This is a genomic window from Bradyrhizobium sp. NBAIM08, assembly GCF_020193935.1.
In the GTDB taxonomy this organism is placed as follows: domain Bacteria; phylum Pseudomonadota; class Alphaproteobacteria; order Rhizobiales; family Xanthobacteraceae; genus Bradyrhizobium; species Bradyrhizobium yuanmingense.
Genome location: NZ_JADYVR010000001.1, coordinates 1,191,334 through 1,204,815, shown reverse-complemented (window position 1 = coordinate 1,204,815; position 13,482 = coordinate 1,191,334). Strand labels below are relative to the sequence as shown.

The following is a 13,482-nucleotide window of genomic DNA, read 5'->3' as shown; positions in this document are numbered from 1 at the left end:
CGGCCCGGCAGAGAGACGCAACATGAGTGCTTCGTTTCGCTCGCGGAGTTCGGCGCTTGGTGTGAAAATCGCACGGGCCAGTGTCATCAGGGCAGGGATGCTCATTCTGATCGTTGGACTCTCCGGTTCGTCAGGCTTGGCGCAGACGTCGAAGAAGAGCAGCTCACTCAAGAATATCGAGCTATGTAACGGGTCAGATCGGGTCTCGCCCGAAGCTCGCATCGAGGCCTGCACGGCCTTTATCGATGCGGGCGAGGGGAGCACAAATGGCTTTGCCGTCGCCCACAACAACAGGGGCAATGCCCATAGCGCCAAAGCCGACTACGAAGGCGCGATCAAGGATTTCGTCGCAGCGACCCGGCATAACCCGAATTATGCGAAGGCCTTCAACAACCTCGGAGTGGCCTATCTGAGGACGGGCTCGCACGACCTTGCCCTTGGCGCTTTTCAGGAGGCGCTGAAGCTCAACCCCAACTATGCCACTGCCTTTGCCAACCGTGCGGCAGCGTTCTTGAAGAGGAATGCGTACGACCGTGCAGCGCAGGACTATGACGAAGCAATTCGCCTTGACCCGAAGCTGGAGGCGGCCTGGAGCGGACGCTGTTGGGCCCGGGCCATCCTCGGCGCCTTGCAGGCTGCGATGGAGGATTGCGAGATGGTGCTTCGATCGGGAGCGGGTAACGCCGCGACATACGATTCGCGAGCCCTGATAAATCTGAAAATGGGACAACTCTCCGCGGCTATCGACGACTACAACGCGGCGCTGCGGTACGCCCCCAAGCTGGCGAGCGCGCTGTACGGTCGCGGGGTCGCCAGATTCAAGCTCGGCGACACCGATGGCGGCAATACGGATATCTTAGAGGCCAGAAGAATCGAGGCTGGAATCGCCGAAGACTTTGTCCGCTATGGGGTGCCGCAAAGGGACTGACCAGCCGCGACGGCACCGTCGTGCAGCCGTTAACAACTGGTTAACCGCCTGCGTCTCAAATTCAAACTGGCGGATCGGCCCCCCGCTCGATCGGCGCGGCGTGCTGTTCCCGACGCAAATCAAGAGATAGCATTAACAAGTCCTTAATTGGCGAGACCTACAGTCGACGGCACCGCCGGCGTCAGTGCCGGCATGACCGCCGAACCGGAAGAAATGCCGCCAATGGCGCGAGAGGCTGCCGCTGGATTTGTGTCGCGAGCCCGCGCATCGGCGCGGAGCTTGTCGCGTCACGCCCGCGCCGCGGCCTTGCTGGCGGCCTGTCTCCTGCTTGGCCTTGCGGCGCCCGGCCGGGCGGCCGATCCGATCAGGGGCGAGGCGACGTTTTCAGCCGGTGGCGGCTTTGCCCGTCTCGTCATCAAGCTCGGCGAGGACGTTCCCTCCGAGGTGACGACCGCGGGCTCGATCCTCGTCATCCGCTTCGACCGGCCCGTCGATGTGCCCGTCGAGCGCATTCCAGAAGGCGCGCCCGATTACGTCAATTCCGCCCGCCGCGACCCTGACGGCGGCGCCATCCGCCTGTCGCTGGCGCGGCGCGTCACCGTGAACACCATGAACGCCGGCGAGCGCACGTTCATCGACCTGCTGCCCGAGGGTTGGAAGGGGCCGCCGCCGAGCCTGCCCATGGACGTGGTCAAGGAGCTTGCCGAGCGGGCACGCGCGGCCGAGCGTGCGCTGCGCGCCCAGCGTGCCGCCGCGGAGTCCAGGAAGCGTCCGCCGATCCGCGTGCGCGCCTCGGTGCAGCCGACCTTCGTGCGCTTCGTGTTCGAGATGCCCGACGGGGTCGGCGTCTCCTCCGTGCTCAACGAGCAGAAGCTGACGCTCGTCTTCAACGCCAATCTCAATTTCGACCTGGCGGACGCGGTCCTCGCCGCGCCGCCGAACGTCGCCTCGATCAAGCAGAAGTCCGATATCGACCAGACCAATGTCGAGATCGCGCTGATCGGCGATGCCGACGTGCATTCGTTCCGCGACGAGAAGAACTACGTCGTCGACGTCTCCTTCCAGCCCGACAAGGGGAAGTTGGCGACAACGCCCGAGGCGACGATCGCGCAGATGAAGCCGGTCGGTCGCGGGCCGGCGGCTGCCGCTGCACCTGCACCTGCACCGGAAAAGCCCGCCGCCGAGAAGAAGGACGCCCATCGCGAGATCCCACCGCCGACCTCCGAGACGATCGCGCGCGAGGCCAGGATCGACATCAAGCCCGAGGTGAAGGTGGAAGCGCCCGCCGCGCTGCCGCCCGCCGAAGCGCCGAAACCGGCAGCCTCTCCCGCGGCCGAAGCGGCCCAACCGCCCAAGGAAGCTGCGAAGCCGGCGGCTGCGCCTGCGCCCGTCGAAGCGCCCAGGGAGGTCGCGAAGGAACCGGTCAAGGATGCCGCCAAGGATGCTGGCAAGGATGCTGCCAAGGCTGTGCCGGCGGAGGTGCCGGTCGCGCCCGCGATTGCCAGCGTCGATGCGCGCCGCGACAGTGACGGCTTGCGCGTGACGTTCCCGTTTCAGGTCGCAACGCCGGCGGCGGCGTTCCGCCGCGGCGACACGGTGTGGCTGGTGTTCGATACGCCGAAGCCCGTCGATATCGAGGCGATCCGCACCAAGGGCGGCGCGATGATCGGCGAGGTCGGCCGCGTCCCGCTCGACAAGGGTCAGGCGGTGCGCATCCGTCTCACCCGTCCGCTGGTCTATTCGCTGACGAGCGAGGAGGTCGGCAAGGAGACCAACTGGATGTTGACGCTCGCCGACAAGATCCAGGCGACGCCGCTGCCGCTGATGATGTCGCGCAACATCACCGATCCCGCGCTCGCCAATATCGCGATCCCCTTCGCCAATCCAGGCCAACTGCACAAGCTCACCGATCCCGATGCCGGCGACACGCTCTATGTCGTCACCGCGCTGCGGCCGGTGCGCGGCTTCATCAAGCGGCAGGACCTCGTCGATCTCTCGCTGCTGGAATCCGCGCACGGCATCGCGATCCGGCCGAACTCCGACGAGATCGGCGTCGAGGTCGGCTCCGACAAGGTCATTCTCGGCAAGAAGGGCGGCTTGACCCTGTCGCCGGTCGACATCTCGGCCGAGCGGGCGCCGACCGCCGTGCGCCCGATCTTCAGTCCCGAAGGCTGGCGCAAGGGCCAGTCGGAAAACTTCATGGCGCGCCAGGGCGAACTGATGACGGCGATCTCGGCGGTCGAGCCGGCGCTGCGTTCGCTGCCGCGGCTCGATCTTGCGCAATTCTACATGTCGCGCGCCATGTATCACGAGGCCAAGGCCGTGACCGACGTGATGCTGAGCGATCCGCTCAACAAGGAGGAGAGCGGCGCGCTGATCATGCATGCGATCGCCAACATCCTGATCGGCCGGCCGGCGCAGGGCCTGAAGGATCTCGCCAATCCTGCGATCGGCAATAGCCACGATTCCCAGCTTTGGAAGGCGCTCGCTTATGCGCGCCAGGGCAAATGGGCCGATGCGCGCGAAAAGTTCAAGAACGTCGAATTCGCCATCGCCTCGCTGCCGCTCGACATCCAGCGCATCGTGACGATGGACGCGATGCGCGCATCCCTCGAGGTGAAGGACTATGCCGGCGCCTCCAAGCGCCGCAACGAGCTCGAGGTGGTCGGTGTCCCGCCCGAGGCCGCGCCAGGCTTCGCCGTGCTGCGCGGCCGGCTCGCCGAGGCGCTCGGCCACGACAAGGATGCGCTCGACGATTACAAGCTCGCGGTCGCCTCGAATGACCGTCCGGCTGCGGCCGAGGCCAAGCAGCTCGAGATCGCGCTGCGTCAGAAGCGCGACGAGATCGGCAAGGAAGAGGCGCTGCGCGAGCTCGAGACGCTGTCGATGACCTGGCGCGGCGATGCGATCGAGGTCAAGACGCTGCAGATGCTGTCGCGCCTCTATGCCGAGAACGGGCGCTACCGCGATGCGCTCACCGCCGCGCGTACCGCGACGCGGCTGCAGCCGAATGCCGAAGCCTCGCGTCAGGCGCAGGATCTCGCCTCCGAGCTGTTCACGCAGATCTTCCTCGGGCCGAAGGGCGACGAGCTGCCGCCGGTCGAGGCGCTCGGGATGTTCTACGAGTTCCGCGAGCTGACGCCGATCGGCCGCCGCGGCGACGAGCTGATCCGCCGTCTCGCCGACCGTCTCGCCTCGATCGATCTGCTCGATCAGGCCGCCGAGCTCCTGCAATACCAGATCGATCATCGCCTCGAAGGCGCCGCGCGCGCCCAGGTCGCCGCGCGCCTCGCCATGATCTATCTCGCCAACCGCAAGCCCGACTTGGCCATCACCGCGCTGCGCGCGAGCCGCATCAGCGATCTCTCCGGGGAGCTCCGGCAGCAGCGCCTGCTGCTGGAGGCGCGTGCGCAGAGCGACGTCGGCCGTCACGATCTTGCGCTCGACATTGTCTCCAACGTCGCCGGGCGGGAAGTGCTCCGCCTGCGCTCCGACATCTTCTGGGCGGCGCGGCGCTGGCGCGAGTCCGCCGAGCAGATCGAGCTCTATTACGGAGACCGCTTCCGCGACTTCAAGCCGCTCAATGCGGTCGAGAAGAGCGACATCATCCGCGCCGCCGTCGGCTACGCCCTCGCCGACGACTCGATCGGCCTATCGCGCTTCCGCGAGAAATACGCCCCGCTGATGAGCGAGAGCGCCGACCGTCTCGCCTTCGACATTGCGAGCAAGCCGGCCGCAGCCTCCAGCGCCGAATTCGCCGAGATCGCCAAGCTCGCTGCCAGCGTCGACACGCTCGACGGCTTCCTGCGCGAGATGAAGCAGCGCTTCCCCGACGCCACCGCCCGCGCGCCCGGCGCGCCGCAGGCCAAAGATGCGAGCGACCACACCGGCTCGCTGCCCACGATCCCGGTCGTGCGGCAGATCAAGATGACGCGGTAGGACTGTCTCCGCGCGAAGCGCGGCCCGCGACCGCGCCACAAACTCGTCATTGCGAGCGCAGCGAAGCAATCCAGACTCTTTCCGCGGCGGCAGTCTGGATTGCTTCGTCGCAAGGGCTCCTCGCAATGACGAGGAGGGAGCGGGGGCTGTCGCTGAGAGCGGAAAGGACGCAGCAGCGAACGAAGCCTTACCCCCCGTAACTCTGCACCAGGCTCCCCGCCACCAGCGACCAGCCGTCGACCAGCACGAAGAAGATCAGCTTGAACGGCAGCGAGATCGTCGCCGGCGGCAGCATCATCATGCCCATCGACATCAGCACGGAGGCGACGACGAGGTCGATGATCAGGAACGGCAGGAATAACAGGAAGCCGATCTCGAAGGCGCGCTTCAGCTCGGAGATCATGAAGGCGGGGACGAGAATGCGTAAGGCGAGATCGTCGGGCGTGGCCGGCGGCGGCTCGCCGGAGAGGTCCAGGAACAGCTTCAGGTCCTTTTCGCGCACGTTCTTCTGCATGAAGCCGCGCAGCGGCACGGAGGCGCGCTGAAACGCGTCCTCGACGCCGATCTGGTTGGCGACGAGCGGGCGGATGCCCTCGTCGTAGGATTTCTGCAGCACCGGGCCCATCACGAAGAAGGTGAGAAACATCGCGAGCGCGATGATCACCGAGTTCGGCGGGGCGGTCGCAGTGCCCATCGCGGTGCGCAGCAGCGACAGCACCACCACGATGCGGGTGAACGACGTCATCATGATCAGGATCGACGGGGCGATCGAGAGCACCGTGAGCAGCGCGATCAGCTGGATCGCGCGCTCGGTGACGCCGCCGCCACCGGCGCCGCCGCCGAGATTGATGCTGATGTCCTGGGCATGCGACGGCATTGCGAGCGAAGCCGCGCCGACCAGGACAGAAAGGAAAAGAACTCTACGCGGGAGGGCGGGCAACCTCACGAAGATGGCTTCGGACGGCCGAGCAGGGAGGCCATCTCGTCTTCGAGATTTTCAAAGCTGGTCTTTTCCGCAGCCGGCTTCGCCGGCGCAGCGGGCGGTGCCGGCGGCTCGCTGCGGGCGGCGCGCGCCGGAGCGGGCGGCGGCTCCGGCGCAACCGGAGGCGCGACCGTTTCGCCGGCCGGGCGGCGCAGGGCAGCCTCGAGGCGCTGCGCCATTTCGGCGAGATTCTGCTCGGCGCTCGAGGGCGCGGCAGCCGCTGCCGGCGGCGGAACGGGGGCAGCCTGCGGCACGGGTGGAGGAGGCGGTGGCGCCGCGGCGCGCTCGGCCCGCACCGGCGGCATCTTCATCGGCTCACTGCCGCGCGGCGGACGCGGCATCAGCGGCGGCTCGCCGCGGGCGATGCGCGGCGGCAGCGGCTCGGGCCGCGGTTCGCGCTCGGGACGTGGCGCGATCGGCTCCGGCGTAAAGCCGCCCAGAGCCGGCTCGCTGCGGCGTTCGGCCAGTGCAGGCGCAGGCCGACGCACTTCGTCGGCGAAGGATGGCCGCGCGGGCCGCGGCGGCGGCTCGGGCATTTGCGGCTCGGGATGATCGAGCAGCTCGGGCCGCGGCGCGTCGTCGGCCCAGCCGCCGGCATCGGGCAGGGGGGCAAGGCGCGGCGGTTCGGCGGCACTCGGACGTTGCGGAATCTGGTCGCGGCTGGGCGCGGCGCGAACGATGTTGGGCTCGACGACGATGTCGGTCGGGCCGCCGATCATCAGCAGATGCTCGACATTGTCGCGCCGGACCAGCACCAGGCGGCGCCGGCCGTCGACCGCGGCGGCGTCGATCACGGCGAGGCGGGGCATCCGGCCGCGCTGGGTGTTGGCGCCGATGCGGCTTCCGGCGAATCGGCGAACCAGCCATGCAGCGACGCCGATCAACGCCAGAACGACGATGAACGCGACGATGAAGGTGATAGGGCTGCCTTGCATACTTGTCCCCGACAAATGGCGCTTTTCTCGTGCCCATGGTCAGTCGAGCCGACCACCGGCGGACGATGCCCCAAACTGCGATTTCTTAACGTTCCACGGCAAGTTTTGCCGTCCCCAACTCTTAATAACCCATGAATCGCCCGATCCAAAACGACTTCTTGCCCTGTGCACGTCTCGCCAAACGGTTGGGTTAATGCCACTTTTCGCGCCCTCGAATCGCGGGGGCGCAAGAATCAGTTTCGGCTGGGGACATGCATCACGACCGGTCCTTAACCAGCTGTTAACCATACAGGCGGCAAATTCTGCCTAGCGGCGGTCCCTAGGGTCCGTCGGGGCGGAGGGAGCCGCGACGATGTCCATCAACGATATTCCGGAACTGTCGGTGCTTCGCACCAAGATGCAGTGGCATCAGGAGCGCCAGCGCGTCCTGTCCGAGAACGTCTCCAATTCCGACACGCCGAAATTCCGGCCGCGCGACCTGGTCGAGCCGAAGTTCGACAAGGCCGGCGCCGTCACGGGGTCCATGGGGCCCTTGGTCCTGACCCGGACCAGCGCCTCGCATTTGGCGCCGTCGGGGGCCCCTTCCGCCTTCGACCAGAACAAGAACGCGGGTTTCGAGACCCGCCCCGCCGGCAATGCCGTCAATCTCGAGGAGGAGATGATGAAGGCCGCCAGCAACCAGATGGACTACGCCGCGGTGACCTCGCTCTATTCGAAGAGCCTGCGCCTGCTCAAGACCGCGATCGGCAAAGGTTAGGCCCTAAAGGAGGCGGATCATGGCAAATGACAGCAGCGACTTCGCCCGCTCCATGGCAATCGCGACCTCGGGCCTGCGCGCGCAGGCCGGCCGCATGCGGGTGATCTCGGAGAACATCGCGAATGCGGACTCGACGGCGCAGACCGCCGGCGGCGATCCCTACCGGCGCAAGGTGCCGACCTTCTCATCCGCGCTCGACCGCACGCTCGACGCGCAGGTCGTCACCCTCGGCAGGATCAAGCCCGACCAGTCCGCCTTCCGCGTCCGATACGAGCCGAACAATCCGGCTGCGGATGCCAGCGGCAACGTCAAATATCCCAACGTGAACTCGGTGGTCGAGATGACCGACATGCGCGACGCGCAGCGGTCCTACGAGGCCAACCTCAACATCATCAGTGCGACGCGCCGGATGATCCAGCGCACGCTCGACATCCTCAAGAGCTGAACAGGACATTTGAGCCATGGCATCACCAACAATTGCCGCCAATGCTTACGCCAGCCTCGCCCGCGTGCTGGAGAACACCGGCGCCGGCAAGGGCAGCGAACCGAACGGGCAATCCTTCGCCGCGCTGCTGAAGGACGCCGTCGGAAGCGTCGTGGAATCCGGCCGCAAGTCCGACGCGCAGACGGTCGCAATGGCCGCCGGCAAGGCCAACGTGATGGACGTGGTTACGGCGGTCGCAGACACCGATGTCGCGGTGTCCACGCTGGTCTCGGTCCGCGACCGCGTCATCGCGGCCTATGAAGACATCATGAAGATGCCGATCTGATGCGCGCCGTCATTCCGGGGCGCGACGAAGTCGCGAGCCCGGAATCCATGGTGCGACCAACGCTGCGGCTAAATGGATTCCGGGTTCTCGCTTCGCGAGCCCCGAATCACAAACAATTTCAGAGTGAGAACTCCCAAATGACCGGACCCGAGACCCTCGACGTCGCGCGCGATGCGATCTGGACCATCGTGATCGTGTCGTCGCCGCTGATGGTGGTCGGCCTCGTGGTCGGCGTCATCGTGTCGCTGTTCCAGGCGCTGACGCAGATCCAGGAGCAGACGCTGATCTATGTGCCGAAGATCCTCGCCATCTTTGCCACGATGCTGTTGGCGCTGCCGTTCATGGCCGATTCGATGCACGCCCACATGCTGCGGATATCGTCGCGAATCATAGGCGGCTGAGGCACTATGCGTGAATTATGCGCATCGACGTCTCGCTGCTGCCGGCGCTCGCCGCTTCCTTCTTGCTCGCCTTCGCCCGGGTCGGCGCGATGGTGATGCTGCTGCCCGGCCTCGGCGAGACCAACATCCCGACGCGGATCAAGCTGTCGATCGCGCTGTTGCTCACGCTGATCATCCTGCCGCTGCATCGCAACGCCTATCAGGTCGACATGGGCTCGCTGGCGCCGCTGCTGGTGCTGATGCTGCATGAGATCGCGATCGGCATCGTGCTCGGCGCGACCGCGCGCGTGACGTTGTCGGCGCTCCAGGTTGCGGGATCCGTGATCGCGCAGCAGATGGGGCTCGGCTTCGTCACCTCGGTCGATCCGACGCAGGGCCAGCAGGGCGTGCTGGTCGGCAACTTCCTGACCATGCTGGGCGTGACGCTGCTGTTTGCCACCGACAGCCATCATCTGGTGATCGCGGCGCTGAACGACAGCTACACGATCTTCTCGCCGGGCGAGACCGTGTCGAGCGGCGACGTCGCCTCGCTGGCAACGCGCGCCTTCTCCGCCGCGTTCCGCCTCGGCTTGCAGCTCTCCGGGCCGTTCCTCGTGTTCGGCCTCGTCTTCAATATCGGACTGGGCGTGCTGGCGCGGCTGATGCCGCAGATGCAGGTCTATTTCGTCGGCGTGCCGCTGTCGATCTTCGCGGGCTTCCTGGTGCTTGCCGTGGTGCTCACCGCGATGATGGGCACCTTTCTCGACTACTTCATCGGTGTCATGCACCAGATGATGCCGCTCAGGTGAGGGGGATCGATCGGTGGCCGAAGACAACGATCCCGAAAGTCAAACAGAAGACCCGACGCAAAAGCGCCTCGACGATGCGCTCGAACGCGGCGACGTCGCCAAGAGCCAGGAGATCAACACCTGGTTCATGATGGCAGGCGGCACGCTCGTCGTCTCCACCTTCTCGGGCTCGGTCGGCAGCGGGCTGCTGACGCCGATGCGCAACCTGCTTGCCAATTCCTGGATGATCAAGACCGACGGCAAGGCCCTGCTGGCGCTGATGGAGCAGATCGAGCTCGCCGTGCTTGCCGCGATCGGCGTGCCCCTGTTGATGCTGGTGCTGGCGGCCATCGCCGGCAACATGCTGCAGCACCGGCTGGTTTGGTCGGCCGAATCCCTGAAACCCAAGTTCAACAAGATTTCGCCGGGCGCCGGCTTCAAACGCATCTTCGGCAAACAGGCGGCGGCCAATTTTCTCAAGGGCATCGGCAAGCTGGTCGCCTTGGCCGTGGTCATGACCATGATCCTGTGGCCGGAGCGGCACCGCATGGAGGCGATGGTCAGGCTCGATCCGGCCGCCATGCTCGGCGCCAGCACCAGCATGACCATCCAACTGCTCGGCGCGGTGGTCGCCGCGCTCGCGATCGTCGCCATCGCCGACTATTTCTTCCAGTACCGAAGCTGGTTCCAGCGGCAGAAGATGTCGCTCCAGGAGATCAAGGAAGAGTACAAGCAGTCCGAAGGCGACCCCCACATCAAAGGCAAGATCAGGCAGCTGCGGCAGCAGCGCGCCAAGAAGCGCATGATGGCGGCGGTTCCCAAGGCCTCCGTGATCATCACCAACCCAACCCACTATTCGGTGGCGCTGTCCTACGAGCGCGGCATGACCGCGCCGATCTGCGTCGCCAAGGGCGTCGACAATCTCGCCTTCAAGATCCGGGAGATCGCGCGCGAGCACGACATCCCGATCGTGGAGAACGTGCCGCTGGCCCGCGCGCTCTACGCCACGGTGGACATCGACCAGGAGATCCCGACCGAGCACTACCATGCCGTCGCCGAAGTCATCGGCTACGTCATGCGCCTGAAGCGCGGATTCAGCGCCGGGCGGGGATAAGATGCCCGAAAAGAACCGGAAATGGCCGTAATCTGGGAATCAGCGTACCTTTTGTCGCTGCTGCCCTTGCACCTCAGGGTCCGATTCAGGCAGGGAGGACCCCACGCGCCCGGTGGCGCGTTGATTCTCTGCCGACAGGCTGCGCCAGCTCGAGAATGACCGCCGAGACCGACCACGACCTCACACGCGAGCCCGTTGCGGCGCACGAGCCGTCGCCGCGCTCGGGCAGCATTGCGCTGGTGCTGCTGGTGGCCGCCGGCCTCGTCGCCGTGGCCGTCGGGCTGATGACGCTCGGGCGCGCGCAGGCGCAGCCCTATATCCTCGGTATCCTCGCCGTGCTGGCGATGGTCGGCCTGTTCAACCTGTTCGCCTTCGCCGCCGGCATCATCCGCTTCGCCGACCGCAATCTCGACGATCCCGTCATCGGCCGCATCTCCGATCACGCCTTCGACGGGCTCGCGGTCACCGACGCGCGCGGACACGTGGTCTACTCCAATGCTGCCTATCTGACGCTGACCGGCGCCACCGGCCCGCAGGACGTGCGCCCCGTCGAGCGCGTCTTCATCGGCAATCCCGACGTCTCGGAAGCCGTGTTCCGGCTGCTCAAGGCCGCCCGCGAGGGCAAGCGGCAGCAGGAAGAGGTGCGCATCTCCGGCCATGACGGCAATCAGGGCCGCTGGCTGCGCATGCGCGTGCGCCCGCTCGGCACCGGCAAGCGCGAGGCGAAATACGCGGTGTGGTCGATCGCTGACATCACGCGCGACCGCGAACGCCAGGAGGACGTGTTCCAGGAGCTCCAGCACGCGATCGAATATCTCGATCACGCCCCGTGCGGCTTCTTCTCGGTCAATCCGGCCGGCGAGCTCGCCTATGTCAACGCGACATTGGCGAACTGGCTCGACTACGACCTCGCCGAGATCGGCTCCGGCGGCCTGAAGCTTACCGATATCGTCTCCGGCGACGGCGCTTCGCTCTTGACCTCGATCGTGGCGGTGCCGGGCGAGGTGAAGACCGAGGTGTTCGACATCGACCTGCGCATGCGCACCGGCAAGACCATGCCGGTGCGGCTCTATCACAAGCTCGCCTTCGGCGCCGACGGCGCGCCGGGGCCCTCGCGCACGCTCGTGATCAGCCGCGCCCGCGACGAGCGCAGCGACCCTGATCGTGCCGCCGAAGTGCGCTTCATGCGCTTCTTCGACCACACGCCGATGGCGATCGCGACCGTCGATCGCGCCGGCAACGTGGTGCGCGCCAATGCGCGCTACGCCAAGCTCAGTCAGGCGCTGGGGCTCGACACCTCCTCCAAGTCGATCTTCCGCGCGGTCAATTCGCGCGACCGGCACCTCCTGATCGCGGCCATCAACCAGGCCGCCGAAGGCAAGGCCGATATCGCGCCGGTCGAGGTGGCGCTGGAAGGGGCCAAGGAACGCTGGGGCCAGTTCTTCGTGACGCCGGTCGATTCGGCCGAGACCGAGGCGGAAGCCGCCATCGTGCACATGCTCGAGACCACCGAGCGGCGCGCGCTGGAAAACCAGATCAACCAGTCGCAGAAGATGGAGACGGTCGGCCAGCTCGCCGGCGGCATCGCCCACGACTTCAACAACGTGCTGTCCGCCATCATGATGGCGAACGACTTCCTGCTGAACGCGCATAAGCCGACCGACCCGTCGTTCCAGGACATCATGCAGATCAAGCAGAACGCAACGCGCGCCGCCACCCTGGTGCGGCAGTTGCTGGCGTTCTCGCGGCGGCAGACGCTGCGGCCGCAGGTGCTCGATCTCGGCGACGCGCTGTCCGATCTCACCATGCTGCTGCGCCGGCTGATCGGCGAGAAGGTCAAGCTCGACCTCGTCCACGGCCGCGACCTCTGGCCGGTGAAGGTCGACGTCTCCCAGTTCGAGCAGGTGATCGTCAACCTCGCGGTGAACGCGCGCGACGCCATGCCTGACGGCGGCAAGCTGATCATCCGCACCGCCAACGTCACCAGCGACGATTCGGGCAAGCTCGCCTACAAGGGTATGCCCGCCGCGGATTATGTCCGCATCGAGGTCGCCGACACCGGCACCGGCATCCCCGCCGACATCCGCGACAAGATCTTCGAGCCGTTCTTCTCGACGAAAGAGGTCGGCAAGGGCACGGGCCTCGGGCTCTCCACCGTCTACGGCATCGTCAAGCAGACCGGCGGCTTCATCTACGTCGATTCCGAGCCGGGGCAGGGCACCTCGTTCCACATCTTCCTGCCGCGCCACATCGCCGAACCGGAGGTGCAGGTCGAGCAGCCCGCAGCCGCAATCGGCGCGACCAGCGGAGCCGCGAAGGAAGCCGCGCCCGCTGCGGCGGCAGAGGCGAAGCCGCGTACCGACCTCACCGGGCAGGGCACCATCCTGCTGGTCGAGGACGAGGAGGGCCTGCGCGCGCTCAATGCCCGCGGCCTGCGCTCGCGCGGCTACACCGTGGTCGAGGCCGAGAACGGCGTCGAGGCCATGGAGGTGCTGGACGAGCAAAGTGGCGCGATCGATCTCGTCGTCTCCGACGTCGTCATGCCGGAGATGGACGGCCCGTCGCTGTTGAAGGCCATGCGCGAGAAGAACCCCGACATCAAGTTCATCTTCGTCTCCGGCTATGCCGAGGATGCCTTCGAGAAGAGCCTGCCCGAAGGCCAGCAGTTCGACTTCCTGCCAAAGCCCTTCACGCTCAGCCAGCTGGTCGCGGCGGTGAAGGAGACGATGACGAAGCAGGGGTGAGACCTGCCGCTCTCCTCGCAATGACGGCTGGTGGGCCAGCTCGGCTCGCGGACCCGGGGAAAAGCGGAAATCGGGTCGTAAACCCGGCGGTAAGCATCCTCCAATGGTTCCCGTAAAACCCCTGTCATATATGGGCTTTTGCCAC

11 protein-coding genes are annotated in these 13,482 nt (G+C 66.3%); 9 read left to right on the top strand and 2 right to left on the bottom strand.

Going from position 1 to position 13,482, the window contains the following annotated elements; translation table 11 throughout:
• Nucleotides 1–22: 22 nt before the first annotated feature.
• Together I6F37_RS05995 and I6F37_RS05990 are read left to right on the top strand one after the other, a co-directional pair.
• A complete protein-coding gene (locus I6F37_RS05995; RefSeq protein ID WP_225114655.1) occupies nt 23–928 on the top strand; it encodes a tetratricopeptide repeat protein in 906 nt (301 codons plus the stop codon).
• Between the two features lie 222 nt (nt 929–1,150).
• Nucleotides 1,151–4,867 carry a tetratricopeptide repeat protein gene (locus I6F37_RS05990; protein ID WP_225150595.1) on the top strand — a complete coding sequence of 1,239 codons (3,717 nt, stop codon included), beginning with the start codon at nt 1,151–1,153 and terminating at the stop codon, nt 4,865–4,867.
• Between the two features lie 187 nt (nt 4,868–5,054).
• On the opposite strand, the gene fliP is transcribed toward I6F37_RS05990, so the two are convergent.
• Together fliP and I6F37_RS05980 are read right to left on the bottom strand one after the other, a co-directional pair.
• Nucleotides 5,055–5,813 carry a flagellar type III secretion system pore protein FliP gene (fliP, locus tag I6F37_RS05985; protein ID WP_036013079.1) on the bottom strand — a complete coding sequence of 253 codons (759 nt, stop codon included), beginning with the start codon at nt 5,811–5,813 and terminating at the stop codon, nt 5,055–5,057.
• Nucleotides 5,810–6,784: a flagellar biosynthetic protein FliO gene (locus I6F37_RS05980; RefSeq protein ID WP_225124698.1), complete on the bottom strand. Its 975-nt coding sequence runs from the start codon at nt 6,782–6,784 to the stop codon at nt 5,810–5,812. The genes fliP and I6F37_RS05980 overlap by 4 nt, the downstream gene beginning before the upstream one ends.
• Nucleotides 6,785–7,136: 352 nt before the next feature.
• Here I6F37_RS05980 and flgB point away from each other — a divergent pair, with 352 nt between their 5' ends.
• The 7 genes from flgB (at nt 7,137) to cckA (ending at nt 13,337) form a co-directional block, all read left to right on the top strand.
• Nucleotides 7,137–7,541, top strand: a complete 405-nt coding sequence (gene flgB, locus I6F37_RS05975) for a flagellar basal body rod protein FlgB (protein ID WP_036013075.1) — start codon at nt 7,137–7,139, stop codon at nt 7,539–7,541.
• A 19-nt stretch (nt 7,542–7,560) separates the two neighbouring features.
• Nucleotides 7,561–7,986 (top strand): flagellar basal body rod protein FlgC, encoded by a 426-nt coding sequence (flgC, locus tag I6F37_RS05970; RefSeq protein WP_036013073.1) that lies wholly within the window; start codon nt 7,561–7,563, stop codon nt 7,984–7,986.
• A gap of 16 nt (nt 7,987–8,002) precedes the next feature.
• Nucleotides 8,003–8,311, top strand: coding sequence for a flagellar hook-basal body complex protein FliE (fliE, locus tag I6F37_RS05965; RefSeq protein ID WP_036013071.1), 309 nt, complete (start codon nt 8,003–8,005; stop codon nt 8,309–8,311).
• Nucleotides 8,312–8,448: 137 nt separating this feature from the next.
• Nucleotides 8,449–8,712, top strand: a complete 264-nt coding sequence (gene fliQ, locus I6F37_RS05960) for a flagellar biosynthesis protein FliQ (protein WP_025037372.1) — start codon at nt 8,449–8,451, stop codon at nt 8,710–8,712.
• A 17-nt stretch (nt 8,713–8,729) separates the two neighbouring features.
• Nucleotides 8,730–9,500, top strand: coding sequence for a flagellar biosynthetic protein FliR (gene fliR / locus I6F37_RS05955; protein ID WP_225150557.1), 771 nt, complete (start codon nt 8,730–8,732; stop codon nt 9,498–9,500).
• Between the two features lie 13 nt (nt 9,501–9,513).
• A complete protein-coding gene (flhB, locus tag I6F37_RS05950) occupies nt 9,514–10,593 on the top strand; it encodes a flagellar biosynthesis protein FlhB (protein ID WP_036027905.1) in 1,080 nt (359 codons plus the stop codon).
• A gap of 155 nt (nt 10,594–10,748) precedes the next feature.
• The gene (cckA, locus tag I6F37_RS05945) at nt 10,749–13,337 is read left to right on the top strand and encodes a cell cycle histidine kinase CckA (RefSeq protein ID WP_036013067.1); all 2,589 of its coding nucleotides are present in this window, start codon (nt 10,749–10,751) and stop codon (nt 13,335–13,337) included.
• Nucleotides 13,338–13,482: the final 145 nt, after the last annotated feature.

Bases quoted from the DNA above. Each gene is read 5' to 3' on its own strand.
- flgB (WP_036013075.1), top strand. From the start codon at position 7,137: ATGTCCATCAACGATATTCCGGAACTGTCGGTGCTTCGCACCAAGATG.
- I6F37_RS05980 (WP_225124698.1), bottom strand. From the start codon at position 6,784: ATGCAAGGCAGCCCTATCACCTTCATCGTCGCGTTCATCGTCGTTCTG.
- flgC (WP_036013073.1), top strand. From the start codon at position 7,561: ATGGCAAATGACAGCAGCGACTTCGCCCGCTCCATGGCAATCGCGACC.
- I6F37_RS05990 (WP_225150595.1), top strand. From the start codon at position 1,151: ATGGCGCGAGAGGCTGCCGCTGGATTTGTGTCGCGAGCCCGCGCATCG.
- fliR (WP_225150557.1), top strand. From the start codon at position 8,730: ATGCGCATCGACGTCTCGCTGCTGCCGGCGCTCGCCGCTTCCTTCTTG.
- cckA (WP_036013067.1), top strand. From the start codon at position 10,749: ATGACCGCCGAGACCGACCACGACCTCACACGCGAGCCCGTTGCGGCG.
- I6F37_RS05995 (WP_225114655.1), top strand. From the start codon at position 23: ATGAGTGCTTCGTTTCGCTCGCGGAGTTCGGCGCTTGGTGTGAAAATC.
- fliQ (WP_025037372.1), top strand. From the start codon at position 8,449: ATGACCGGACCCGAGACCCTCGACGTCGCGCGCGATGCGATCTGGACC.
- fliE (WP_036013071.1), top strand. From the start codon at position 8,003: ATGGCATCACCAACAATTGCCGCCAATGCTTACGCCAGCCTCGCCCGC.